The following is a 23,841-nucleotide window of genomic DNA, read 5'->3' as shown; positions in this document are numbered from 1 at the left end:
CTGAATAACCTTACATTTCTCAATATTTTCATTATGTTGATTTGTTGTAAATGATATTGATAACGATAATCAATATGTGCAAAATTCGCATTTGTTTTTCTATATGTTTCACGCTGTAACAGCCGCGCCTGTGGCTGAAAAAAATAACAACAGTAATGACTAACTCATATCAAGGAATGCGAATGAACAAGCGCCTCTGGCTGCTCAATCCTCTGCTGCTGGCCACCGCCCTGCCAGCCTTTACCGCGCAGGCCGCCGATGAAGACGATATTATCGTCAGCGCCAACCGTAACCACCGTACCGTCGCCGAGATGGCGCAAACCACCTGGGTGATTGAAGGCCAGGAGATTGAGCAACAGGTTCAGGGTGGTAAAGAGTTTAAAGATGTCCTCGCGCAGCTGATCCCCGGGATAGATGTCAGCAGCCAGGGGCGTACCAACTACGGCATGAACATGCGCGGACGCGCCATCGTCGTGCTCATCGACGGCGTGCGTCTCAATTCATCGCGTACCGATAGCCGCCAGCTTGACGCCATCGATCCGTTTAACATCGAACATATTGAAGTTATTTCCGGCGCCACATCGTTATACGGCGGCGGCAGTACCGGCGGTCTGATTAATATCGTCACGAAAAAAGGCCAGCAGGAACGCCAGGTGGATCTGGAGCTGGGTGGTAAAACCGGCTTTGCCAATAGCAACGATCATGATGAACGAGTAGCGGCGGCCGTCAGCGGGGGTACCGATCATGCTTCCGGCCGTCTGTCGGTGGCCTATCAGCGCTTCGGCGGCTGGTATGACGGCAACAATGACGCGCTGATCCTCGATAATACGCAAACCGGCTTACAGCATTCGGACCGACTCGACGTGATGGGTACCGGAACCATCGAAATCGATGACCAGCGCCAGCTCCAGCTTGTCACGCAGTACTATAAAAGCCAGGGCGATGATTATGGTCTGAATTTGGGCAAAGATATGTCTGCGGTACTTGGCGAAAGTAAAGCCTGGACCTCTAACGGGCTTAACTCCGATCGCGTGCCTGGTACCGAGCGTCATTTGATCAGTCTGCAATATTCCGACGCCGACTTCTTCGGCCAGAATCTGGTCAGCCAGATTTATTACCGCGACGAATCACTGACCTTCTACCCCTTCCCGGCTCTGAGCAAAGGGCAAATCAGCAGTTTTTCCGCTTCACAGCAGGATACCGATCAGTACGGCGCTAAGATCACCTTCAACAGCCAGCCGCTGACGGGATGGGATCTGACCTGGGGCGTTGATGCCGACCATGAAACCTTCAACTCCAACCAAATGTTCTTCGACCTGGATAAAGCAATGGCTTCCGGCGGCCTGAATAATCAGTCAGCCTACACCACCGGCCGCTATCCAGGCTACAGCATCACCAATCTCGCGCCGTTCCTGCAAACCAGCTATGACCTGAACGACATCTTCACCCTTAGCGGCGGCGTGCGCTATCAATGGACGGAAAACCGCGTCGATGATTTTGTCGGCTACGCGCAGCAGCAGGATGTCGCTAAAGGCAAATATCAGTCGGCGGATGCCATTCCTGGCGGTAAGACCGATTATGATAACTTCCTCTTTAATGCCGGGATCGTCGCCCACATTACCGAACGCCAGCAGACCTGGTTTAACTTCTCTCAGGGCGTCGAACTGCCGGATCCGGGCAAATATTACGGTATCGGCAGCTACGGCGCCGCGGTCAACGGCCATCTGCCGCTGGTTTCGAGCGTTAACGTCGGCGACTCGCCGCTACAGGGGATCAAAGTTAACTCCTGGGAGCTGGGCTGGCGTTACACCGGCGACAACCTGCGCACCCAGCTTGCCGCTTATTACTCGACATCAGACAAAACCATCGTAGTTAACCGCAGCGATATGACCATTGATGTGCAATCGGATAAACGACGCATTTACGGCGTGGAAGGCGCGGTGGACTACTTCGTGCCTGATAGCGACTGGAGCCTGGGCGCTAACTTCAACGTGCTGAAATCGCAAGTAAAAACCGATGGCAGTTGGCAGAAGTGGGACGTCACCCTGGCCTCGCCGTCGAAAGCCACCGCCTGGGTCGGCTGGGCGCCGGACCCGTGGTCGCTACGCGTGCAAAGCCAGCAGGTATTTGATTTAAGCGATGCCAGCGGCAATAAGCTTGATGGGTACAATACCGTCGATTTTATCGGTAGCTATTTGCTGCCGGTGGGTAAACTGACCTTTAGCATCGAAAACTTGCTGAACGAAGATTACGTCACCATCTGGGGACAGCGCGCGCCGCTATTGTACAGTCCAACCTATGGCAGCGCCGGGCTGTACGAATATAAAGGCCGTGGCCGGACCTTCGGCCTGAACTACGCGTTAACGTTCTAATAAAAAAAGCCCCTCAGCCTGAGTGATTGAGGGGCTAATAGCTTAAAACTGCTGTTTTACGCTTTGTTATTCAGAATCAGCTGACCGTTGCTGTCCAGCGGGATTTGCGCCCCCGGCTGGTGGTCCATGCGGATTTTGCCCTGCTGGTCGCCGATTTTATAGGTGACATCATAACCGAGCATTTTTTCCGACTTGTCGTAAACCGTCTTACAGCGCTGCTGGGTGGTGGTATAGGTGTCGTTATCCTGCATCGAGCCCTGAATTTGGTTACCGGCATAGCCGCCGCCCAGCGCGCCAACCACGGTAGCGACATCACGCCCTCGCCCGCCGCCAAACTGGTGGCCAATCACGCCCCCGGCGACCGCGCCGAGAACGGAACCGGCAATACGGTTTTCATCCTGCACCGGACGACGATGGGTAACGGTCACGTTACGGCATTCCTGGCGCGGCGTTTTTATGCTTTCTTTTATCGGCGTACTGGACACCACTTGCGCATATTGCGGGCCACGATCTAATACATTGAGACCGGCAACGGCGGCGACGCCCAACGCGGCGGCAACGCCAATCCCAATACCCGCCAACATTGATTTATTCACGGGAATTCCTCCTTCATTGCTGTTACTAGCAATTCTGCGTGCTGCTCAGGGGGTATGCAAATCAGAAAGCGGATGAAAAATGCGGGAACCTACGGCAAATCAAGGGGATTCAGAGGATTCCTAACAGGAATTAGCGATTCTGGCAGAAGGATATGCTGTGTTTTCAGGATAGCGCCGCGATGGCGCTATCCTGATTGCTGACAGCTTAGTGCAGCTTGAGACGCGGACGAATGATGCGGTTAATACGTCCTACCAACATCATCAGGCCGGTCTTGAAATAGCCGTGTAACGCAATCTGATGCATGCGGTACAGCGAGATATACACGAAGCGCGCAATTCGCCCTTCAACCATCATCGAGCCACGCATCAGGTTACCCATCAGGCTGCCAACGGTGGAGTAGTTCGACAGGGAGACCAGTGAACCGTGATCTTTATAGACATACGGTTTCAGCGCTTTACCTTTCATCTGCGCCAGAATGTTATTCAGCGCGCAGGTCGCCATCTGGTGCGCCGCCTGGGCGCGTGGAGGTACAAAGCCGCCTTCCGGACGAGCGCATGAGGCACAATCGCCGATAGCGTAGATATCCGGATCACGCGTTGTCTGCAGCGTCGGCTCCACCACCAGTTGGTTAATGCGGTTGGTCTCCAGGCCGCCAATCTCTTTCATGAAATCAGGCGCTTTGATGCCCGCCGCCCACACCATCAGGTCGGCATCAATAAATTGACCATCTTTAGTGTGCAGGCCGTTAACGTCTGCGCTGGTCACCATGGTCTGCGTCAGGACACGTACGCCAAGCTTAGTCAGTTCATTGTGCGCGGCGCCGGAAATGCGCGGCGGCAGCGCCGGAAGAATACGTTCGCCGGCTTCAACCAGCGTCACGTTCAGCGCTTCGTTGGTCAACCCTTTGTAACCATAGCTATGCAGCTGTTTCACCGCATTATGTAGCTCGGCGGACAGCTCAACCCCGGTAGCCCCGCCGCCAACGATGGCGATATTGACCTTACCGTTGGCGCCGAGGTTTGCAGAATACTTGAGGAACAGGTTAAGCATTTCCTGATGGAAACGGCGCGCCTGGTGCGGGTTATCAAGGAAAATGCAGTTTTCCTTCACCCCTGGCGTGTTAAAGTCATTGGAGGTACTACCCAGCGCCATCACCAGCGTGTCGTACGGCAGCTTACGCTCGGCAACCAACAGCTCGCCTTTCTCGTTGCGCAGTTCCGCGAGAGTAATGGTCTTTCCTTCGCGATTGATATCCACCACCGATCCTAACTGGAACTGGAAACCGTGGTTACGCGCATGCGCCAGGTAGCTCAGCGCATCAACGCCCTCATCCAGAGAACCGGTCGCCACTTCATGCAGTAGCGGCTTCCACAGGTGGCTATGGTTGCGATCCACCAGCGTAATTTTCGCTTTTTTGTTGCGGCCCAGCTTTCTACCCAACTGAGTAGCCAGTTCCAGTCCGCCGGCACCACCACCTACAATAACGATTCTTTTCAATGGCGTAGTCACAAGACCCCCTAAAAGTATTAACCAATTGTTAATCAAAAGTTATCCAAATAGCTCTTAGTTAACAACAAGTTGCAGCAATGAAACCATTCAGCAGGACCGAGAATAGCATGAACGGAACATTGGTCATACCAAAATTGATGTGCATCAAGTTTTACCGCATATTTTTTAAACGAACAACGTCAATTATGGACAAGAAAAAGCCCGCGGCGTTTGCACGCGGCGGGCTGAGAAAGGGAAAACAAGGTTAGCCGAGGGTCTTAAAAGCCTTTATTCGCTGCAGATGCGGTGAAAGACTTTTAAATTTGTGCGTCTGTTCTTCATCCCAGATGATTTCGTAATAATGATGCAGCACTTCAGCCGAGCGTTGGCTATCCAGCGCCTCATCATGGCGTGATAGCATCACCAGGCAGCGGTCGCGATTTTTTTCGCGGAAGTTGTTCACGCACTTGGTGGCGATATCCTGATACTCTTCCGGCCTGTCGATTTTCCCTTCCATGTTCTCGTAGGGGAACAGGTTCGGGTTGAACACGGCCTGCCGAATATCGCAGAGGAAACCGATCCTTTCCGCCCAGTAACCGCCTAACCCGACGCCGCATATGAGCGGCCGATCGTCGGCAGTGAGCTGCAGCATTTTGTCGACTTCCTTCAACAAATGCTGCATATCATGTTTTGGATGGAGCGTACTGTAGCTAATCAACCGCACGTCAGGGTCGATAAACTGCAGCTGCAGCACCTTTTCATGGTTACCGGGGCTGTTAGAGTCAAAACCGTGTAAATAGATAATCATCGTATCCTCACCAGACAACAACGCCCTTCAGGTTAACTACGCAGACTTCGCTTCTTGCCAGCGCGCATGGAGCTGTTCCAGCTGTGCGCTTACCGTTTGCCAACGAGCGGAATCTCGCAGTTCCTGACGGGTAAATGAACCTTTATGATACAATTTTGTAACACGCTCTGCTTTGATCGGGGACAGGTTATCCAATACGCTCACCGCGCCTTTACGATTATTGCAGACCAGGATCATATCGCAACCGGCATCGAGCGATGCCTGCCCACGTTCAGCATAGCTGCCCATGATCGCCGCCCCTTCCATCGACAGGTCGTCTGAGAAGATGACGCCATCAAAGCCCAGCTCGCCGCGCAGCACCGTTTTCAGCCAGTATTCTGAACCACTCGCCGGGCGCGGATCGATGTCAGAGTAAATCACATGCGCCGGCATAATCGCATCCAGGCGTTGTTCATCGATCAGGCTCTTGAACACCGCCATATCTTTAGCACGGATTTCCGCTGCCGGACGCGGATCAAACGGTGTCTCTTTGTGTGAATCCGCCGTCACCGCGCCGTGGCCCGGGAAGTGTTTACCGGTGGTTTTCATACCGGCGGCATGCATACCGTCAATGAAATGACGCGCCATCACCAGCGCCTTTTGCGGGTCTTCATGCCATGAGCGTTCGCCGATCGCAGCGCTGATGTGCCCCACATCCAGCACCGGCGCGAAGCTGATATCAATATCCATGGCAATCATTTCGCTGGCCATCAGCCAACCGGCTTCTGCGGCGAGCTTACCGCCCTCTTCCACCCCCAGCAGCGCGGCAAAAGACTGCGCGGCCGGCAGACGGGTAAAACCTTCGCGAAAGCGCTGCACACGCCCACCTTCCTGATCCACCGCCACCACGAGATGATTACGCGAGGCCTCGCGGATTTGGCGTACCAGTTCGCGCAACTGCGCCGGATCGTGGTAGTTGCGGGTAAACAAAATTAAGCCGCCGACCAAAGGATGAGCCAGAATCTCACGCTCTTCCGCATCCAGTTCAAAACCTTCGACATCCAACATTACCGGACCCACACAGACCTCTCTTATCCTTTATTTTCTGTTTTTAACTGACGCCATGTCGCATCCGCCAGTGCAATAAATTGCCGGTCGCCGCTCTGCTGCCAGCGCCGCTCATACCAGCCCGCCATCAATATAAGTACCCACGGCCGCCAACGCTGTATTTGCCGCCGCAGTTGCTGCTTATCAATTCGGGCAAAGCGCGAATACTCATTGAGCAGCTGGCAACGCGTATGGGCATCGCACCATACCGCCGCCAGTTCAAGCGCGATATCGCCGTCTCCCGCATACTCCCAGTCAATCAAGCGCAGACCGTCGCGGCTATGAATAATATTACCAGCGTGGACGTCCATATGCAGAGGCGCTAAACGCAACGGCCGCGGTTCACGCTGGCGCAATAACCGTTTATGCCAGCGCAGCCAGAAAACGGTGCGCCTGGTCGGATCGCACTGCTGCCAGTACAACTCAAGCAACGGTGCCAGCTCGATGCGCCAGCCAAAACGCGGCTGTTGGTGCAGATGATACAATAACCCGGCAAGCGAAGGGCACTCCGGCAGCGCGCTTTTCACTTCTCCTGCGCAATACTCCACCACCATCCAGCGTGGCGAAAAGAACACCGGCGCCGGCGAAAGCGACGCCGGAAGGTGCTGAAGCGCGCGGTACTGGCGCAGAAAATGGCTGAGCGGCGCCAGCGGATCGTGAGGCTGGCGCAACACCAGCCGACGGACGCCATCGCTGATAACGCAACTGCCGCCGCTAAGACCGTTTTCAGTCAAGGCGGCGACAGGTGAATAGCGAGGAAAGAAGCGCGACAAGAGCTCGTCGCGCGTAAGCTTATTGTTGCTGAACCGCACCTTTGCCTGACCAGATAATCTCGCCGGACTGCACCAGCATCAGCTGCATTTTCAGCTCCGGCGCATTGACGTTGCCGGTGGCGTTGGAATACAGCACGTACTGTGCGCCAACGGTGCGCGCAATCCCCATCGCTTTGCTGCGGCTGCCGAGGCTATCCTGCGGCGACAGGCCCAGCTGTTGTTTAGCCGCCGCAAGCTGCTGAGTCGATACCAGCGTAAACTTGCCGTTGCCGGCCAGCGCGTTGCGCAGCGCGGAGGTCGCTTCGGCCGCGTTCAGCGATCCGTTGGTACGGTTATTGACGCTATCCACCAACAGAATGCTGCCCGCGTTCACTCCGCCGGCCTGCAGCATCTGGCCGACCATTGGTTGTACGGCGGCGTCCCAGTTGTAGTGACGAACGCGCGGAGCAGGCTGAGACGGCTGCGATGGCTGTTCGCCGCCGTGTTCGATCGGCCCCGGCTGCGTTGGCACCGTCGGCACGGCAGGCACCGTCGGCTGCGGCTGCGCAGGTTGTTCCGGCTTCGGCTTCGCCTCCTCGACCGGCGCAGGTTCATTACGTTGCCCCACACAGCCAGCCAGGAATATCGCCAGTGCTGTGATTAACGCATAGCGACACATTTTAATCATTATGATGACCTCTTAGAGATAAAGATAAAGGCGGGCTTTGTGCGCCCCGAGAATATTGGCACTGCCGTAGAGCACGACGGACGAGCGTGCTGGAACCGTCACGCTACGCGCAGGGTCCAGCGGATGCATCTCAAGCCCATGGGCGTCATACCAGAAAAAACGGTAGTGCACGGTAATGGGCTCTTGCCGTTCATTAAATAATCTTGAGGTAGCGGTGGCCTGAATTTCCGAAGCGGTCACCGACGGCGGATCGGCGCTGATGCCAGCCGCCAGAACGCTGGATTCCATCACCAACGTCTGCTGCTCGCCAACCGGAATTTCCGGGTGCGAGCTACATCCGGCCAACAGCGCCGCCAGAACCAGGACGCCTGAATAAGCAGCACGCATCGATTTAGCCTTTATGCGCCAGCATCGGGCCCAACGGACGGCCGCCCAACAGGTGCATATGAATATGGTAAACTTCCTGCCCGCCGTGGCGGTTGCAGTTAACGATAAGACGGTAGCCGTCGTCAGCCAGACCTTCATCACGGGCAATCTTCGCCGCGACGGTCATCATTCGGCCTAGCGCCTGTTCGTGTTCGGCGGTGACGTCATTTACGGTTGGAATCAGGATATTCGGGATAATCAGAATATGGGTCGGCGCCTGCGGAGAGATATCGCGAAAAGCGGTGACCAGTTCATCCTGATACACAATATCCGACGGGATTTCCCGGCGAATGATTTTGCTGAAAATCGTTTCTTCTGCCATGACTGATTCCTTATTAGTTTTATACCGTGCCCCGGCCTGCCTCTGCAGATAAACACGAATGCACAGGATCAGCTAAGAGTATGAGCGACTTCCTCCCTCTCTTTCAACCTGAATGCAGTTTTTCTTATTCAACTATAGACTTAGCTGCTGAGGGAATAAGCATTTCCCCCATTTTCCGGGTATTGCCAAACAATGACCAGAATACCAACGTAAAAAAGGCAGCCATTTGGCTGCCTTAGTCTCCCCACACTACGTCTTAGCTATTGCGGATGTACTCATCCATCTCGGTTTTCAGGTTATCGGACTTGGTGCCGAAAATAGCCTGAACGCCGGAACCTGCAACAACTACGCCAGCAGCACCCAGTTTTTTCAGGCCAGCCTGATCAACTTTCGCTACGTCAGCCACGCTTACGCGCAGACGAGTAATACATGCGTCGAGGTTTGTGATGTTCTCTTTACCACCGAAGGCGGCAATCAGCGCCGGCGCCATTTCACTGGTCGCAGCGGATTTGCTGTCTTCAGTTGCATCTTCACGGCCTGGAGTTTTCAGGTTCAGCGCTTTAATCAGCACGCGGAAGACCACGTAGTACACGATCGCATAGCAAATACCGACAATCGGGAACAGCCACAGCTTGCTGCTGTTGCCGGAAAGAACGATAAAGTCGATCAGACCGTGAGAGAACGACGTCCCGTCACGCATACCCAACAGGATACAGATCGGGAATGCCAGGCCTGCAAGAATCGCGTGGATGATATACAGGATCGGCGCAACGAACATGAAGGAGAACTCGATCGGCTCGGTAATACCGGTCAGGAACGAGGTCAGCGCCGCGGAGATCATAATACCGCCGACTTTGGCACGGTTTTCTGGTTTAGCAGAGTGCCAAATCGCAATAGCTGCAGCCGGCAGGCCGTACATTTTGAACAGGAAGCCGCCAGACAGTTTACCAGCAGTCGGATCGCCTGCCATGTAACGAGGGATGTCGCCATGGAACACCTGACCTGCAGCGTTGGTGTATTCACCAATTTGCATCTGGAAAGGTACGTTCCAGATATGGTGCAGACCAAACGGTACCAGGCAACGTTCGATGAAACCGTAGATACCGAACGCCACAACCGGGTTCTGGTAAGCAGCCCACTGAGAGAAGGTCTGGATGGCGGAACCAATCGGCGGCCAGATGAAGGACAGGATCACGCCGGTGAAGATAGCGGCGAGACCAGAGATGATCGGCACAAAACGCTTGCCCGCGAAGAAGCCCAGATATTCAGGCAGCTTGATACGGTAGAAGCGGTTGAACATGTAGGCTGCAATCGCACCGGAGATAATACCGCCAAGCACGCCGGTATCAGCCAGGTGTTTGGCTGCGATTTCCTCAGCAGGTAAATGCAGAACCAGCGGCGCGACTACCGCCATGGTTTTCACCATGATGCCGTAAGCTACGACTGCAGCCAGTGCGGATACACCGTCGTTATTGGTGAAGCCAAGCGCAACACCGATTGCGAAGATCAGCGGCATATTGGCGAAAACTGAACCGCCTGCTTCCGCCATGACGTGGGAGACCACGGCTGGCAGCCAGCTGAAGTTGGCAGAACCGACGCCCAGCAGGATACCTGCAATAGGCAGTACGGATACTGGCAGCATCAGCGATTTACCGACCTTCTGCAGGTTAGCAAATGCATTCTTAAACATAATTGAGAGTGCTCCTGAGTATTTGGTACTTTTTTACGCTTTCACGCATTGGCCCGGGGGGAGAACCGTGCCGTGGACAGGACATCTAAGCGCCCTTTATTTATTACACAGAGTAAAATAATTAACGCGGACATTGTTTGACGGCTATCACGTTTCATTCAGTCAACATATAAAAATTTACACTGATTTACATAATGTGTATCTGTATGTTGCAAAAATGCGCTCACCGCCTCTGTCGCGGCGGTGAACTTTACTCGCTTTAACTATTAATTACGAGCCTTAAAATAATAGAAAGATCAGGCGGGTTGCAGTCTGGCAGGGTCGATGTGGAACAAGCTGGCAAAGTTATCGGTGGTTTGTTGCGCGAGCTGCTCCAGCGACACGCCCTTCAGCACCGCCATGTATTCAGCGACATCGCGCACCATCGCCGGCTGGTTCTCTTTACCGCGATGTGGTACCGGCGCCAGATAAGGCGAATCGGTCTCTACCAGCAAGCGATCGAGCGGAACATAGCGCGCGGCATCTCGTAGCTGCTCCGCGTTACGGAACGTGACGATACCGGAAAACGAAATATAAAACCCCATGTCCAGCAATTTACCCGCTGTCTCCCTGTCTTCAGTGAAACAGTGTAGTACGCCACCGCAATCCGTCACCTTTTCTTCCTGTAAAATCGCCAGCGTATCGGCGCGCGCATCGCGGGTATGCACAATCACCGGCTTATTCAATTCGCGGCCAATGCGGATATGCTGGCGGAAAGACTCCTGCTGGCGGAGTTTCGTTTCCGGGGTATAAAAATAATCGAGCCCGGTTTCCCCCATCGCCACTACGCCCTCTTCCGCAGCCAGCGAACGCAGCTCTTCGAAGTCATACGCTTCATCCTGGTTCAATGGATGAACACCGCAGGAAAAGACGACATTTTCTCGCTGGCCGACTAACTCGCGCATCCCGCGATATCCCGGCAGCGTGGTGGCGACTGCCAGGCAAAACTTAACATCACGCGCGGCGGCTTTCGCCAGCACATCATCGACATCTTTATGCAGCGTTTGATAATCCAGGCCATCAAGATGGCAGTGGGAATCGACTAAAAACATGTTCTTATTCTCAGAGATGTGAGACGGGCAGAACCGCCCCGGGTTGCAGGTAATGTTCCCAGCGCAGGAGGCGCTCGGTGAGTAGTAGTTCGCGGTTGACGCCGACCACGCTCAGCAACTGCTCGCGACAGGCGCTAACATCGCGCGTGATAGCTTCAAGACGTGGGCCCGAAAGTGTTTGCGCCAGTTGGTTAACCAGCGTCCAGGCATCTGGATTACTCAGAAGCGTAATCCCCTGTTGCCGCTTCTGCGCATCCAGCAACAGCGATGCCAGCCAGTGCAGACGCACCGGGGCCTGTTCGTGATTCAGAACCGGCAATAATGACAGCCAGTCACCGCTGGTTAACGCGCTGGCTAACGCCTGGCAAAGCTGTTGTCGCGGAGCCCAGTTAGCCTCTTGCAGTAACTCCAGCGCTGCCGCGGGTGCGTTAGCGCTGAGGCGCAACGCGGCCAATAAAGCTTCTTGTGACATTGTCACTTCACGTGCTAACCACCCTAACGCCCAGGCTTCAGAAGGCGGAGTAAGGTGGTATGAGAAGCACCGGCTGCGCAAGGTGGCGAGCAGACGCGCCGGCTCCGGGCAGGCCAGGAAAAACCAGGTATTTTCCGGCGGCTCTTCCAGCGTCTTCAGCAAAGCATTGGCGGCGGCATCGGTTAACAACGTCGCATCGTTGATCCACACCACCTTCGCGCCGCCGAGACGCGCACGCTCATAGAGTTTTTCAGTGATGCCGCGCACCGCATCGATGCCTAGCGCGCTCTTGCCCTTCTCCGGAACCAGAGTGTAGTAATCAGGATGGGTCCCCGCCTGCATAAGCTGGCAGCTATGACAATGGCCACAGCTTTTATGCCCTTCCGGCTGGCGGCACATCAGGAAACGGCATAACGCGTAGATAAGCGCATCGCCCCCCATCCCCGGTAATGCCTGGAGTAATAACGCATGGTGACCCCGTCCTGCCTGATAGCCAGCCACTAGCTGCTCGAAGGACGGGCGTAACCACGGATACCATTTCATGCGCGTTGCTCCGCAACCCATTGAGTGATAACGGCGCGAATGTCGCGCTCAACCGCTTCCAGAGGCTGCGTTGCATCCACCGTGCGGATAGTCGGATCCTGAGCCGCCAGTTCAAGGTAGCGCGCGCGGGTACGATTGAAGAAATTCATCGACTCCTGCTCAATCCGATCCAGATCGCCTCGGGCGCGGGCGCGCTTAAGGCCAACTTCCGGCGTCACGTCAAGATAAAGTGTTAAATCAGGGCGAAAATCACCGAGCACCGCATCGCGTAGCGTCGCCAGCATCCCCTGATCGATACCGCGCCCCCCGCCCTGGTAGGCCTGAGTTGAGAGATCGTGACGGTCGCCAATGACCCATTGACCGCGAGCCAGAGCAGGCTTAATCACCGTTTCCACCAGCTGTACGCGGGCGGCGTAAAACATCAGCACTTCCGCTTTATCGTTAATGACTTCATCGCCGGTAGACTGGATATCCAGCACCAGGCTGCGCAGTTTTTCAGCCAGGATGGTACCGCCCGGTTCACGGGTAAACACCATATCGCGGATACCCAGCTGTTCGAGTGTCTCAACGACCAGATTGCGTGCGGTCGTTTTCCCCGCCCCTTCCAGGCCTTCGATGACGATATAGTTACTGCGCATTTTTTTCCTTAAGTACTTTTAAATAGTCCTGAACCGAACGGTTATGGCTGGCCAGATTGGTATTGAACGTATGGCCGCCTTTTCCGTCGGCAACAAAATAGAGGTACGGCGTTTTCGCCGGATGGGCTGCCGCATTGAGAGACGCTTCACCAGGAACCGCTATGGGTCCAGGCGGCATACCGCTAATCACATAGGTGTTATAGGCGGTCGGCGTCTCCAGATCTTTACGCGACAGTTTACCATTATAGCGCTCTCCCATGCCGTAAATTACGGTAGGGTCGGTCTGCAAACGCATGCCAATGCGTAGACGGTTGATAAAGACCGACGCCACGCGATCGCGCTCGGCAGGAACCGCGGTCTCTTTCTCAACGATAGAGGCCATGGTCAGTAACTGGTTTTGATCTTTATAGGGTAGATTATCCGCCCGCCCTTCCCAGGCTTTCGCTACCGCAGCGACCATTTTCTGGTGCGCGCGTTTAAGAATGGCGATATCGCTGGTATTGGCGGTGTACATCCAGGTATCCGGCCATAACCAACCTTCAACCCAATCGGCGTGCTCAAGACCCAGCGCTTTGGCGACCGTTTCGTAACTGTCGTCTTCTAAAGTGTGCTTCACATACGGCGCATCGCGCAGCTGACGCAAATAGTCGCTAACGCGCATCCCTTCAACAAACCGTAGCGGGAACTGCGCTTCTTTACCGCTCGCTAAAAGCTGCAGCATCTCGCGCACCGTCATTTGCGGTGTGAAGCGATAGGTACCCGCTTTGAAATGAGAAAGTTCAGGTTCGACGCGCAGCAGCCACTGGAATACGCGTGGACGATTAATGATTTTATCGCCATACAACTGCTGGCCAAGCACCACTCGCCCGGTTCCTGGCTCAAGGGTGAAGATGGTCTCTTCTTTAATAAGCAACTTACTATCTGCCAGTTGGCGGACTTTCCACATACCTGCCGCTGCGGCAATACCGAACACCACGACTAACAGCAGGACAAAACGTAACATTTTCTTCATGACTAACCAGGCAGCTCACACAATGGGGCTAAAAAATGGTAAAGATCGCGTTCAGACCAACAGACGTCATCCCAACGACAAACCGGTACCAGCGGCATAAGCGCATTGCAAATCAGCACTTCATCGGCATCGCGCAGTACATCAGGGCGCATGGATACTTCGACAACATCAAAAGAAGAACGTGCCAACATAGCCATACAGTGCTGGCGCATAATGCCATTAACGCCCGCCTGATCGAGGCGCGGCGTGAACACCTGGCTTCCTTTACGCCAGAACACATTCGCGGCACAGCATTCCGTAAGCCACCCGTCGCTGTCAAGAACCAGCGCCTCATCGGCGTCCGTCTGCTCAAGATGAGAACGAATTAAGACTTGTTCGAGGCGATTAAGATGTTTGAGCCCCGCCAGCGAAGGATTGCGCCCCAAGCGGATCGGGCTTAACGCCAGGGTTATTCCCTCTTCTCGCCAACGCGCATAATGCGCGGGGAAAGACGACACACTCATCATGCGGGTAGGTTGAATGCATCCGCTCGCGCTATATCCCCGACCTCCTGAACCACGTGTTATGACCACTTTGAGTACGCCTTCTCGATGTGGCTTTGCCAGTTCTTGCATTTCTGCGGCCAACGTTTCCCATTCAGAAAAAGGTATCAAGAGTTTTTCGCAAGTATCTTGCAAGCGGCCCAAATGGGCATTGAAGAAGGCTATCTGGCCGTCGATGATTCGCGAGGTGGTAAAACACCCATCACCGAATTGAATTGCACGGTCGTTTGCTGCCAGCACATCCTGCTCGACACCATTTATCAAGAACATAGGGGGCTCCTCTCACCGGTGGCACAGTGTCTCAGGATAAAAAGCAGAGAACAAGCGGAGAAAACCGAATAAAAAAAGACCCGCCAGGCGGGTCTTTTCGTCAACGCTTAAACCAGCATTAGCGGTTGATCATACTTTTTTGAAGATAATCGAACCGTTAGTACCGCCAAAGCCGAAGGAGTTACACAGGGTGTATTCCATAGCGGAAACCTGACGCGCTTCATGAGGAACGAAGTCGAGGTCGCAACCTTCATCCGGGTTATCCAGGTTGATGGTCGGCGGAACCGCCTGATCGCGCAGCGCCAGAATAGAGTAGATAGACTCTACTGCGCCAGCCGCGCCTAACAGGTGGCCGGTCATTGATTTGGTGGAGCTCACCATCACGCGGCTTGCCGCATCGCCAAACACGGATTTCACCGCCTGGGCTTCTGCTTTATCACCGGCTGGCGTCGAAGTACCGTGGGCGTTGACATAGCCAATCTGGCCCGGTTCAATCGCCGCGTCGCGAATGGCGTTAACCATCGCCAGCGCAGCGCCAGCGCCATCTTCCGGTGGAGACGTCATATGGTACGCATCGCTGCTCATACCAAAACCAACGATCTCTGCGTAGATTTTCGCGCCGCGTTTCTTCGCATGCTCGTACTCTTCCAGCACGACCATACCAGCACCGTCGCCCAGCACGAAGCCATCACGCTCTTTATCCCACGGACGGCTTGCCGCCTGCGGGTTGTCATTGCGGGTGGACAGCGCGCGCGCAGCGCCAAAGCCGCCTACGCCCAGCGGCGTACTCGCCTTCTCTGCACCACCGGCAACCATCGCGTCGGCATCGCCATAGGCGATAATACGTGCCGCGTGGCCGATATTGTGTACGCCTGAAGTACACGCGGTCGCGATGGAGATACTCGGTCCACGCAGACCAAACATGATGGTCAGATGACCGGCCACCATGTTAACAATTGTGGACGGAACGAAGAACGGGCTGATCTTCCGCGGTCCGCCGTTTACCAGCGAACTATGGTTTTCTTCGATCAGGCCGAGGCCCCCGATACCGGAACCGATAGCGGCGCCGATGCGGGTTGCGTTTTCTTCCGTCACTTCAAGGCCAGAATCCTGCATGGCCTGAACGCCAGCGACAATTCCATATTGAATGAAGGCATCCATCTTGCGCTGTTCTTTGCGCGAGATGATATCATCACAGTTAAAATCCTTTACTAAGCCAGCAAATTTCGTTGCATAGGCGCTAGTATCGAAATGGTCGATCAGGCTGATGCCACTCTGACCGGCAAGGAGAGCTTTCCAGGTAGACTCTACGGTATTGCCGACAGGAGACAACATGCCCAGTCCGGTCACAACTACACGACGCTTAGACACGGTTGTCCTCCAGGGAGGGAAAATAGATTCTTGTGGGACAAAAAAAGATAAAACTCAGGCGGTCGAATGACCGCCTGGAGATGTTCACTTACGCCTGGTGACCGTTGATGTAATCAATGGCAGCCTGAACGGTGGTGATTTTCTCAGCTTCTTCGTCCGGAATCTCAGTATCAAACTCTTCTTCCAGAGCCATTACCAGCTCAACGGTGTCAAGAGAATCAGCGCCCAGGTCTTCAACGAAGGAAGCATTGTTGGTAACTTCTTCCTGCTTAACGCCCAGCTGTTCGCCGATAATTTTCTTAACGCGTTCTTCGATAGTGCTCATACTCTTAAATTTCCTATCAAAACTCGCTTTCGCGATGGTTTTCGTAGTGTATAAAATGTTGAAAAATTTGCAACTAAATCCCGGCAGGTCTTACCACGATTTTACGCTATTTTGCGGCTGTTTGCCCTAATAACGCAAATGATTTCGCACAAAACTGTACCCGCAAGCGTGCAGACTGCGCGCTTCCTGAACATTTTGCGCAAATCTCGGTCAGACCATATACATCCCGCCATTGACGTGCAGGGTTTCACCAGTGATGTAACCCGCTTCGTCAGAGGCTAAGAATGCAACCGCGCTGGCGATTTCATTTGGGGAGCCAAGGCGCCCCGCAGGAACTGCAGCCAGCGTACCCGCACGCTGCTCATCGGTCAGCGCACGCGTCATGTCCGTTTCAATAAAGCCCGGAGCAACAACGTTTACAGTAATACCGCGAGACGCAACTTCACGTGCCAGTGACTTACTGAAACCAATCAGACCCGCTTTCGCCGCAGCGTAGTTAGCCTGACCAGCATTTCCCATGGTACCAACCACAGAACCGATAGTGATAATACGCCCATGACGCTTTTTCATCATAGCGCGCATTACCGCTTTTGACAGACGGAATACAGATGACAGGTTGGTTTCGATAATATCGTTCCACTCATCATCTTTCATTCGCATTAACAGGTTATCACGAGTAATTCCGGCATTATTGACCAGGATATCAACTTCGCCAAACTCTGCGCGAACATTTTCCAGAACAGATTCAATAGATGCCGGGTCGGTCACATTCAACATCAGACCTTTACCGTTGGCGCCTAAATAGTCGCTGATTGCCTGCGCACCGCTTTCGCTGGTGGCAGTACCGATAACTTTCGCACCGCGCGCGGCGAGGGTTTCAGCGATTGCGCGGCCGATACCGCGGCTCGCACCGGTAACCAGCGCGATTTTTCCTTCAAAACTCATGGTATTCCTCTTTTATTGCTCAAGCGCCGCAGACATCGCAGCCGGCTCGTTGAGCGCAGAAGCAGTCAGGGTGTCAACAATACGTTTGGTCAGGCCGGAGAGGACTTTACCCGGGCCCATTTCATACAGGTGCTCGACGCCCTGAGATGCCATAAACTCAACGGTCTTAGTCCACTGAACCGGGCTGTACAGTTGGCGAATCAGCGCGTCGCGGATAGCATCAGGCGCGGTTTCACACTTCACGTCGACGTTGTTCACAACCGGAACGGTCGGCGCATTAAAAGTGATTTTCTGCAGCTCTACCGCCAGTTTTTCAGCGGCAGGTTTCATCAGCGCGCAGTGAGACGGTACGCTGACCGGCAACGGCAGCGCACGTTTGGCGCCTGCGGCTTTACACGCAGCGCCTGCACGCTCAACGGCTTCTTTGTGCCCGGCGATAACCACCTGACCCGGTGAATTGTAGTTCACTGGCGAAACCACCTGCCCTTGTGCAGATTCTTCACAGGCTTTAGCGATGGACGCGTCGTCGAGGCCAATAATTGCAGACATCGCGCCGGTACCTTCTGGTACCGCTTCCTGCATGAATTTGCCACGCAGTTCAACCAGACGAACGGCATCAGCGAAATTAATCACGCCCGCGCAGACCAGCGCAGAGTATTCGCCAAGGCTATGACCGGCTAACAGCGCCGGCGCTTTACCGCCCTGCTGTTGCCATACGCGATATAACGCGACGGAAGCGGTCAGCAGCGCCGGCTGCGTTTGCCAGGTTTTGTTCAGTTCTTCTGCCGGGCCCTGTTGGGCAAGCGCCCACAGATCGTAACCCAACGCTGCGGAAGCTTCGCCGAAAGTCTCTTCAATAACTGGCCAGGTCGCGGCCATATCTGCCAGCATACCGACAGCCTGAGAGCCCTGTCCGGGGAACACAAAAGCAAATTGCGTCATGTTTAAATCCTTATACTAAAAACGAACCAGCGCGGAACCCCAGGTGAAACCACCACCGAAGGCTTCCAGCAGAATCAACTGGCCGCGTTGAATACGGCCATCGCGAACGGCTTCATCGAGCGCGCAAGGGACCGAGGCGGCGGAAGTGTTACCGTGACGATCGAGCGTGACCACCACATTATCCATCGACATTCCCAGCTTTTTCGCCGTCGCGCTGATGATCCGCAGGTTAGCCTGGTGCGGCACCAGCCAATCCAGCGCCGAGCGCTCAAGATTATTGGCCGCCAGCGTCTCGTCAACGATATGCGCCAGTTCGGTGACCGCAACTTTAAACACTTCGTTGCCGGCCATCGTCAGATAAATCGGATTTTCCGGCTCTACGCGATCGGCGTTCGGCAGCGTTAACAGCTCACCGTAGCGGCCATCGGCATGCAGATGCGTGGAGATAATGCCTGGCTCTTCAGAAGCGCCAAGCACCACTGCGCCCGCGCCGTCGCCGAAGATAATGATCGTGCCGCGATCGGTTGGATCGCAGGTGCGCGCCAGCACGTCGGCGCCAATCACCAGCGCGTAATCTACGGCGCCGTTTTTCACATACTGGTCGGCGATGCTCAACGCGTAGGTGAAGCCCGCGCAGGCAGCTGCGACGTCAAACGCCGGACAGCCTTTGACCCCCAGCATAGATTGAATCTGGCACGCAGAGCTCGGGAAGGCATGAGTACCCGAGGTGGTCGCAACAACGATCAGACCAATTTGTTCCGGGTTGACATTCGCCATTTCCAGCGCTTTCTTTGCGGCTTCGAAGCCCATCGTAGCAACTGTCTCGTTCGCTGCGGCAATACGGCGTTCACGAATACCTGTACGTGTGACAATCCACTCGTCAGTCGTTTCAACCATTTTTTCCAGGTCGGCGTTAGTACGCACTTGCTCAGGCAGGTAGCTGCCGGTGCCAATAATCTTTGTATACATGTACGCTCAGTCACTCTTGGGTAATATACCCGCGTTGTTCAAACCGCAGGGCGTCAGTCGTATCCGTTGGTCCCGGTGTGCTGTCGGGCATTCCCGTTACCGCTGCTGCTCCCTGGCAGTTCAAAGCCTGCTGGGTATAACGATTCCAGGCGAGCGGCGATCCGCTGTGGAACCTGCCGCTGCACCGCCTGCACTGCCTGCTCTATTGCGACGCAAAATGCGCGCTGGTTGGCAGCGCCATGACTTTTGATCACAGAACCGCGCAATCCTAACAGACAGGCGCCATTATACTGGTCGGGGTTGAGGTGACTGAATCGCCTGCTCAGGCTTTTTTGTAACCAACGCTTTAATAAAATCAGCCACCACGACCGTTTTTTTCCCTCTCCCTGTGATTTCAGCAGCGAAAGGAACATCCTGACAACACCTTCCATCGTCTTTAATGTGACGTTGCCTGTGAATCCGTCACAAACCAGAACATCCGTTTTCCCCGTCAACAGTTCGTTAGCTTCAAGGTAACCAATATAGTTGAAGGACGGCAGTTTTTTGAGCATTGCCGACGCATCGCGAATGCTGGTGAGACCTTTCATCTCTTCTTCACCGATATTCAACAACGCAATGCGTGGGTTTTTAATCCCCACCACTTCTTCAGCTAACACTGCGCCCATTACGGCGAACTGCACCAGCATTGTACTGTCGCAATCGACGTTAGCGCCTAAATCCAGCACTACCGTTTTGCCCTTTTGCTGATGCGGCAGTACCGTCACCAGCGCCGGGCGCTCAATCCCCTCAATGGGCTTAAGCAATAATTTCGCCAGCCCCATCAGCGCGCCGGTATTTCCCGCGCTAACGCAGGCTTCGGCTCGCCCTTCTTTCACCAGCTCCAGCGCCAGGCGCATCGAGCTTCCGCGGCTACTGCGGATAGCCTGCGCGGGTCGCGCATCACTGGCAATAACTGACTGTGCAGGGATAATCTGCAGTCGCGAACGTTGTTCGAAATCAGCTTTGGCAAGTAATGGCGTGATGGCGTCGGGGTCGCCGACTAAAAGAAGTGTGAGTTGCGAATTAGAGTTCAGTGCCTGCAGTGCTGCAGGCACTGTCACGGATGGGCCAAAATCGCCCCCCATGACATCTAACGCCAGGGTTAGACGTGTCAAGGTATCGTCGCTGCCCGGTTCGGTTATTCCCCAGTTACCTGGGGAGATCCTCACTAAGCTTCACCACGCTTTTACTCTTGTCTTTCACGTTACAAGGACGTTGACTACGTTTTCTTGCAACGTGAAATCCACGGAGTAAGGCGTGATTACTTAGCGATTACCTTGCGACCGCGGTAGAAACCGTCGGCAGTGATGTGGTGACGCAGGTGTTTCTCACCAGAAGTTTTGTCTACAGACAGGCTGGTGACTGCGGTCAGAGCGTCATGGGAACGACGCATGCCACGTTTGGAACGGGTTGGTTTATTCTGTTGTACGGCCATGGACCTTACTCCTCAATTACTTATGCTTTAAGCTGGCTAATACGGCAAATGGGTTTGGTTTTTGTGCCTCTTCAGGCAGTTCGCCAAAGACCATGTCCGCGTCGGACACTTCACAGTGTTCAGAATCATGCACCGGAACTACCGGCAAGGAAAGAATGATTTCATCCTCAACCATCGCCTGCAGATCGATTTCACCGAATTCGTTAACCTCAATCGGCTCATACGCTTCCGGTAGTGCTTCTGCCTGTTCGTCATTTCTGACAGGGCTGAAACAATACGTTGTGTGAACATGATGAGGGAACGGTTTCCCGCAACGCTGACATTCGAGGGTTACCGACACCTTCGCATCACCGGTAATAACGGCGAGACGCTGGTTATCGATAGCGAACGACATACTGCATTCCACATCACTGTCCACGCTGACGACTGAATCGGCGACACGGCCAACCTGATCACGGGCGTAGATACCCTCGTAATCAAGGCGTTTTTGAGCCGTGCGAACCGGATCGAGAGTCAGGGGTAATTTTACCTTTTGCATAGGGCGCGCATATTAACTTTGTAATGTCATAGAGTCAAAGAAAAAGGCAGCCTCAGGTTGCCTTTTGCCATTTATTCGCACACATTGCGGCGCATAGTTTAAAATGATGCTCTGCGAAGCGCTATATGTGGATGAAAAAATATGTCTAATCTTCTCCTGGCCTCAACCTCGCCGTGGCGGCGGATGCTGCTGGAAAAACTCACGCTGCCGTTCGAATGCGCGGCGCCGGAGGTTGACGAAACGCCTCAGCCCGGCGAATCCGCTCGCCAGTTGGTTGTGCGTCTGGCGCAAGCCAAAGCCCAGGCGCTGGCATCCCGCTTCCCTCAGCACCTTATTATAGGTTCCGATCAGGTTTGCGTCTTAGACGGCGAAATCACCGGTAAACCGCACACTGAAGAAAACGCTCACCGTCAGCTACGCAAAGCCAGCGGCACGATTGTCACTTTTTATACCGGGCTTGCGCTCTACAATTCCGCCAACGGACACCTGCAAACGGAATGCGAACCCTTCGATGTCCATTTTCGTCATTTAAGCGATCAGGAGATCGAGGCCTATATCTGTAAAGAGAACCCTCTGCAGTGTGCCGGCAGTTTTAAAAGCGAAGGCTTAGGCATCACGCTATTTGAGCGACTGGAAGGACGCGATCCTAATTCGCTGGTTGGATTACCGCTGATAGCGCTATGCCAGATGTTGCGCCGGGAAGGCTTTAACCCGCTGCTTAGCTAGCCATAAAAGAAAGCGGCGGAGTATGAATCCGCCGCTGTGCTTATTTGCTATTGCGCAAAACCTGCAAGCAGTGTTTCAGTTGGTTATCCAACGGCGCTTCAATACGCATCACTTCACCGGTGCCTGGATGAGTGAACTTCAGCGCTGCCGCATGCAAAAACAGACGGTTTAAACCTGTCCCTGAAAGCTGCTTGTCAAACTCGCGATCGCCATAACGATCGTCAAAAGCAATAGGATGTCCCGCATACTGCGTGTGAACGCGAATCTGATGCGTACGCCCGGTAACCGGGCTACAGCGTACCAACGTGGCAAACGCGTAACGCTCTTCCACTTTAAAGCGCGTTTCGGAAGGCTTACCTTCCTGGCTCACGCGCACGATGCGCTCGCCGCTCTGCAGAATATTTTTCAGCAGCGGCGCTTGTACCACCTTCGTGTGGGACTGCCACTGACCGCGGACCAGCGCCAGATAATCCTTCTGCATCCCTTTCTCACGCAGTTGCTCGTGAAGCGAGCGAAGCGCCGAACGTTTTTTCGCTACCAGCAGAACGCCTGAGGTATCACGATCGAGACGGTGGACCAGTTCCAGGAAACGGGCCTCAGGGCGTAGCGCGCGCAGCCCTTCAATCACGCCGAAGCTCAGACCGCTACCACCGTGCACCGCGGTACCGGAAGGTTTATTCAGCACCAGGATATGATCGTCTTCATAGAGGATAACATCCGACAGCGCCGCCACTTTTTGCAGATGCGGCGAAACGGCCTCTTCTTCGCGCTCGGCGACCCTCACCGGCGGGATACGCACTTCATCGCCATCTTCCAGTTTATATTCCGGCTTGACGCGTTTTTTGTTCACCCGCACCTCGCCTTTACGCAGGATGCGATAAATCATGCTCTTCGGTACGCCTTTAAGTTGCGTACGCAAAAAGTTGTCGATACGTTGCCCCGCTTCATCGGCGGAAATGGCAACCATTTTTACGGTTGGAGTCTCAGTTTTCATGGTCGGCGATTCTAAATAGCCGAGGGCATTAGCGCCACTCATTTTTATATGCTTATATTTATCAGTATCCGGTTTTCATCGCATGCTTCATCGGCGTTTTGTTTGTTATTAGAACAATCTGTAGACGCTGGTGAAAAAACTGTGAGTAACCCGGTGATAAAAGGTAAAAGTGAACTTGCTATAACAAGGTTAGCAATGGAATAATGAAGCCGTTTTCCGTGTTGACACTTGTTAGAACAAGAAATTAGCGGAATGACCAATTTTGTCTGACCGATCATCCACGCAGCAATGGCGTAAGACGTATTGATCTTTCAGACAGTTAGCGGGCTGCGGGTTGCAGTCCTTACCGGCACAGGCTCTATAAGATTTTTGCGTGGCAGGACGGCGTCGACTCCGGAACCACCGGGAGTTCATCTGAATCCTCCGATTGAGGTGAACAGGTTAAGCCATTACTCCTGCGACGTGAGAGACGATGAGAATATACGCAACATCGTTTGAGGTGCGTCAAGGCTGCAAAAGAGAGAATCTTCAGTCGGTTGTACAAGCAATCGATTGAGGTGAACAAGCGCGGCCAACGCGAAATCACTTAAAGGATGAAGTGTATAAATGGAATATTCTCTGGTGATACATCCCAGGCTGTTCCCCTGAATAATTGCGCTGTGTTTCCGTTTGAAACACAGGCGACCGACACTCTGCGCCTCTTAAGCGCGCGACAACCGTGAGGTTGGCGACGTGAACCAGACTCGAGGCCATCGGTTTT

General features: G+C 54.2%; 25 protein-coding genes. 2 read left to right on the top strand and 23 right to left on the bottom strand.

Going from position 1 to position 23,841, the window contains the following annotated elements; genetic code table 11:
* The first annotated feature begins 182 nt into the window (after positions 1 to 182).
* Complete coding sequence (locus ABLV07_RS18090; RefSeq protein WP_020079138.1) at positions 183 to 2,372, top strand: TonB-dependent siderophore receptor; 2,190 nt, start codon at positions 183 to 185, stop codon at positions 2,370 to 2,372.
* A gap of 56 nt (positions 2,373 to 2,428) precedes the next feature.
* Here ABLV07_RS18090 and ABLV07_RS18085 read toward each other — a convergent pair whose 3' ends face one another.
* From ABLV07_RS18085 to yceD, 22 genes are all read right to left on the bottom strand, one after another.
* Entirely contained in the window at positions 2,429 to 2,968 is a 540-nt protein-coding gene (locus tag ABLV07_RS18085) for a glycine zipper 2TM domain-containing protein (RefSeq protein ID WP_048228651.1), read from the bottom strand.
* A 205-nt stretch (positions 2,969 to 3,173) separates the two neighbouring features.
* Positions 3,174 to 4,478 (bottom strand): NAD(P)/FAD-dependent oxidoreductase, encoded by a 1,305-nt coding sequence (locus tag ABLV07_RS18080; protein WP_015367177.1) that lies wholly within the window; start codon positions 4,476 to 4,478, stop codon positions 3,174 to 3,176.
* A gap of 244 nt (positions 4,479 to 4,722) precedes the next feature.
* Positions 4,723 to 5,265, bottom strand: a complete 543-nt coding sequence (gene ycfP, locus ABLV07_RS18075) for an alpha/beta hydrolase YcfP (RefSeq protein WP_015367178.1) — start codon at positions 5,263 to 5,265, stop codon at positions 4,723 to 4,725.
* A 36-nt stretch (positions 5,266 to 5,301) separates the two neighbouring features.
* A complete protein-coding gene (gene nagZ, locus ABLV07_RS18070) occupies positions 5,302 to 6,312 on the bottom strand; it encodes a beta-N-acetylhexosaminidase (RefSeq protein WP_161798797.1) in 1,011 nt (336 codons plus the stop codon).
* 23 nt (positions 6,313 to 6,335) lie between these two features.
* Positions 6,336 to 7,163, bottom strand: coding sequence for a thiamine kinase (gene thiK, locus ABLV07_RS18065; RefSeq protein ID WP_015705044.1), 828 nt, complete (start codon positions 7,161 to 7,163; stop codon positions 6,336 to 6,338).
* A complete protein-coding gene (gene lpoB / locus ABLV07_RS18060) occupies positions 7,144 to 7,782 on the bottom strand; it encodes a penicillin-binding protein activator LpoB (RefSeq protein ID WP_164514935.1) in 639 nt (212 codons plus the stop codon). Before lpoB ends, thiK begins: the two co-directional genes overlap by 20 nt.
* Positions 7,783 to 7,803: 21 nt before the next feature.
* Positions 7,804 to 8,178 carry a YcfL family protein gene (locus ABLV07_RS18055; RefSeq protein WP_015367182.1) on the bottom strand — a complete coding sequence of 125 codons (375 nt, stop codon included), beginning with the start codon at positions 8,176 to 8,178 and terminating at the stop codon, positions 7,804 to 7,806.
* Between the two features lie 4 nt (positions 8,179 to 8,182).
* Positions 8,183 to 8,539, bottom strand: coding sequence for a purine nucleoside phosphoramidase (gene hinT, locus ABLV07_RS18050; protein WP_015705043.1), 357 nt, complete (start codon positions 8,537 to 8,539; stop codon positions 8,183 to 8,185).
* A 256-nt stretch (positions 8,540 to 8,795) separates the two neighbouring features.
* A complete protein-coding gene (gene ptsG, locus ABLV07_RS18045) occupies positions 8,796 to 10,229 on the bottom strand; it encodes a PTS glucose transporter subunit IIBC (RefSeq protein ID WP_015367184.1) in 1,434 nt (477 codons plus the stop codon).
* Between the two features lie 296 nt (positions 10,230 to 10,525).
* Positions 10,526 to 11,320, bottom strand: coding sequence for a metal-dependent hydrolase (locus ABLV07_RS18040; protein WP_020079141.1), 795 nt, complete (start codon positions 11,318 to 11,320; stop codon positions 10,526 to 10,528).
* A 10-nt stretch (positions 11,321 to 11,330) separates the two neighbouring features.
* Positions 11,331 to 12,335, bottom strand: a complete 1,005-nt coding sequence (gene holB / locus ABLV07_RS18035; RefSeq protein WP_032711395.1) for a DNA polymerase III subunit delta' — start codon at positions 12,333 to 12,335, stop codon at positions 11,331 to 11,333.
* The gene (gene tmk / locus ABLV07_RS18030; RefSeq protein ID WP_032707765.1) at positions 12,332 to 12,973 is read right to left on the bottom strand and encodes a dTMP kinase; all 642 of its coding nucleotides are present in this window, start codon (positions 12,971 to 12,973) and stop codon (positions 12,332 to 12,334) included. Before tmk ends, holB begins: the two co-directional genes overlap by 4 nt.
* Positions 12,963 to 13,985: a cell division protein YceG gene (gene yceG, locus ABLV07_RS18025; protein WP_020079144.1), complete on the bottom strand. Its 1,023-nt coding sequence runs from the start codon at positions 13,983 to 13,985 to the stop codon at positions 12,963 to 12,965. The genes tmk and yceG overlap by 11 nt, the downstream gene beginning before the upstream one ends.
* Before the next feature lie 2 nt (positions 13,986 to 13,987).
* Positions 13,988 to 14,797, bottom strand: coding sequence for an aminodeoxychorismate lyase (pabC, locus tag ABLV07_RS18020; RefSeq protein WP_015367188.1), 810 nt, complete (start codon positions 14,795 to 14,797; stop codon positions 13,988 to 13,990).
* 129 nt (positions 14,798 to 14,926) lie between these two features.
* Positions 14,927 to 16,168: a beta-ketoacyl-ACP synthase II gene (gene fabF / locus ABLV07_RS18015; RefSeq protein ID WP_047041511.1), complete on the bottom strand. Its 1,242-nt coding sequence runs from the start codon at positions 16,166 to 16,168 to the stop codon at positions 14,927 to 14,929.
* Positions 16,169 to 16,256: 88 nt separating this feature from the next.
* Positions 16,257 to 16,493, bottom strand: coding sequence for an acyl carrier protein (gene acpP / locus ABLV07_RS18010; protein ID WP_000103754.1), 237 nt, complete (start codon positions 16,491 to 16,493; stop codon positions 16,257 to 16,259).
* Between the two features lie 210 nt (positions 16,494 to 16,703).
* Positions 16,704 to 17,438 (bottom strand): 3-oxoacyl-ACP reductase FabG, encoded by a 735-nt coding sequence (gene fabG, locus ABLV07_RS18005; RefSeq protein WP_015367190.1) that lies wholly within the window; start codon positions 17,436 to 17,438, stop codon positions 16,704 to 16,706.
* A gap of 12 nt (positions 17,439 to 17,450) precedes the next feature.
* The gene (fabD, locus tag ABLV07_RS18000; RefSeq protein WP_348853523.1) at positions 17,451 to 18,380 is read right to left on the bottom strand and encodes an ACP S-malonyltransferase; all 930 of its coding nucleotides are present in this window, start codon (positions 18,378 to 18,380) and stop codon (positions 17,451 to 17,453) included.
* Between the two features lie 15 nt (positions 18,381 to 18,395).
* Positions 18,396 to 19,349, bottom strand: a complete 954-nt coding sequence (locus tag ABLV07_RS17995; RefSeq protein ID WP_015367192.1) for a beta-ketoacyl-ACP synthase III — start codon at positions 19,347 to 19,349, stop codon at positions 18,396 to 18,398.
* A 53-nt stretch (positions 19,350 to 19,402) separates the two neighbouring features.
* Positions 19,403 to 20,503 (bottom strand): phosphate acyltransferase PlsX, encoded by a 1,101-nt coding sequence (gene plsX / locus ABLV07_RS17990; RefSeq protein WP_086557245.1) that lies wholly within the window; start codon positions 20,501 to 20,503, stop codon positions 19,403 to 19,405.
* A 146-nt stretch (positions 20,504 to 20,649) separates the two neighbouring features.
* Positions 20,650 to 20,823 (bottom strand): 50S ribosomal protein L32, encoded by a 174-nt coding sequence (gene rpmF / locus ABLV07_RS17985; RefSeq protein ID WP_000290724.1) that lies wholly within the window; start codon positions 20,821 to 20,823, stop codon positions 20,650 to 20,652.
* Between the two features lie 16 nt (positions 20,824 to 20,839).
* The gene (gene yceD / locus ABLV07_RS17980) at positions 20,840 to 21,361 is read right to left on the bottom strand and encodes a 23S rRNA accumulation protein YceD (protein WP_015705036.1); all 522 of its coding nucleotides are present in this window, start codon (positions 21,359 to 21,361) and stop codon (positions 20,840 to 20,842) included.
* A 141-nt stretch (positions 21,362 to 21,502) separates the two neighbouring features.
* Here yceD and ABLV07_RS17975 point away from each other — a divergent pair, with 141 nt between their 5' ends.
* Entirely contained in the window at positions 21,503 to 22,087 is a 585-nt protein-coding gene (locus ABLV07_RS17975; protein ID WP_348853522.1) for a nucleoside triphosphate pyrophosphatase, read from the top strand.
* A 40-nt stretch (positions 22,088 to 22,127) separates the two neighbouring features.
* Here the strand turns inward: ABLV07_RS17975 and rluC are convergent, their stop codons facing one another.
* Complete coding sequence (rluC, locus tag ABLV07_RS17970; RefSeq protein WP_072205245.1) at positions 22,128 to 23,081, bottom strand: 23S rRNA pseudouridine(955/2504/2580) synthase RluC; 954 nt, start codon at positions 23,079 to 23,081, stop codon at positions 22,128 to 22,130.
* Positions 23,082 to 23,841: the final 760 nt, after the last annotated feature.

The sequence above is a fragment of the Klebsiella sp. CN_Kp097 genome (assembly GCF_040064495.1).
Classification (GTDB): domain Bacteria; phylum Pseudomonadota; class Gammaproteobacteria; order Enterobacterales; family Enterobacteriaceae; genus Klebsiella; species Klebsiella aerogenes.
This window is presented reverse-complemented; position numbering and strand designations above follow the sequence as displayed.

Excerpts from the sequence above, each read along its gene's own strand:
- ABLV07_RS18090 (WP_020079138.1), top strand. The coding sequence starts at position 183 with ATGAACAAGCGCCTCTGGCTGCTCAATCCTCTGCTGCTGGCCACCGCC.
- ycfP (WP_015367178.1), bottom strand. The coding sequence starts at position 5,265 with ATGATTATCTATTTACACGGTTTTGACTCTAACAGCCCCGGTAACCAT.
- nagZ (WP_161798797.1), bottom strand. The coding sequence starts at position 6,312 with ATGTTGGATGTCGAAGGTTTTGAACTGGATGCGGAAGAGCGTGAGATT.
- lpoB (WP_164514935.1), bottom strand. The coding sequence starts at position 7,782 with ATGTGTCGCTATGCGTTAATCACAGCACTGGCGATATTCCTGGCTGGC.
- ABLV07_RS18055 (WP_015367182.1), bottom strand. The coding sequence starts at position 8,178 with ATGCGTGCTGCTTATTCAGGCGTCCTGGTTCTGGCGGCGCTGTTGGCC.
- hinT (WP_015705043.1), bottom strand. The coding sequence starts at position 8,539 with ATGGCAGAAGAAACGATTTTCAGCAAAATCATTCGCCGGGAAATCCCG.
- ptsG (WP_015367184.1), bottom strand. The coding sequence starts at position 10,229 with ATGTTTAAGAATGCATTTGCTAACCTGCAGAAGGTCGGTAAATCGCTG.
- ABLV07_RS18040 (WP_020079141.1), bottom strand. The coding sequence starts at position 11,320 with ATGTTTTTAGTCGATTCCCACTGCCATCTTGATGGCCTGGATTATCAA.
- holB (WP_032711395.1), bottom strand. The coding sequence starts at position 12,335 with ATGAAATGGTATCCGTGGTTACGCCCGTCCTTCGAGCAGCTAGTGGCT.
- tmk (WP_032707765.1), bottom strand. The coding sequence starts at position 12,973 with ATGCGCAGTAACTATATCGTCATCGAAGGCCTGGAAGGGGCGGGGAAA.
- yceG (WP_020079144.1), bottom strand. The coding sequence starts at position 13,985 with ATGAAGAAAATGTTACGTTTTGTCCTGCTGTTAGTCGTGGTGTTCGGT.
- pabC (WP_015367188.1), bottom strand. The coding sequence starts at position 14,797 with ATGTTCTTGATAAATGGTGTCGAGCAGGATGTGCTGGCAGCAAACGAC.
- acpP (WP_000103754.1), bottom strand. The coding sequence starts at position 16,493 with ATGAGCACTATCGAAGAACGCGTTAAGAAAATTATCGGCGAACAGCTG.
- fabG (WP_015367190.1), bottom strand. The coding sequence starts at position 17,438 with ATGAGTTTTGAAGGAAAAATCGCGCTGGTTACCGGTGCGAGCCGCGGT.
- fabD (WP_348853523.1), bottom strand. The coding sequence starts at position 18,380 with ATGACGCAATTTGCTTTTGTGTTCCCCGGACAGGGCTCTCAGGCTGTC.
- ABLV07_RS17995 (WP_015367192.1), bottom strand. The coding sequence starts at position 19,349 with ATGTATACAAAGATTATTGGCACCGGCAGCTACCTGCCTGAGCAAGTG.
- rpmF (WP_000290724.1), bottom strand. The coding sequence starts at position 20,823 with ATGGCCGTACAACAGAATAAACCAACCCGTTCCAAACGTGGCATGCGT.
- yceD (WP_015705036.1), bottom strand. The coding sequence starts at position 21,361 with ATGCAAAAGGTAAAATTACCCCTGACTCTCGATCCGGTTCGCACGGCT.
- ABLV07_RS17975 (WP_348853522.1), top strand. The coding sequence starts at position 21,503 with ATGTCTAATCTTCTCCTGGCCTCAACCTCGCCGTGGCGGCGGATGCTG.
- rluC (WP_072205245.1), bottom strand. The coding sequence starts at position 23,081 with ATGAAAACTGAGACTCCAACCGTAAAAATGGTTGCCATTTCCGCCGAT.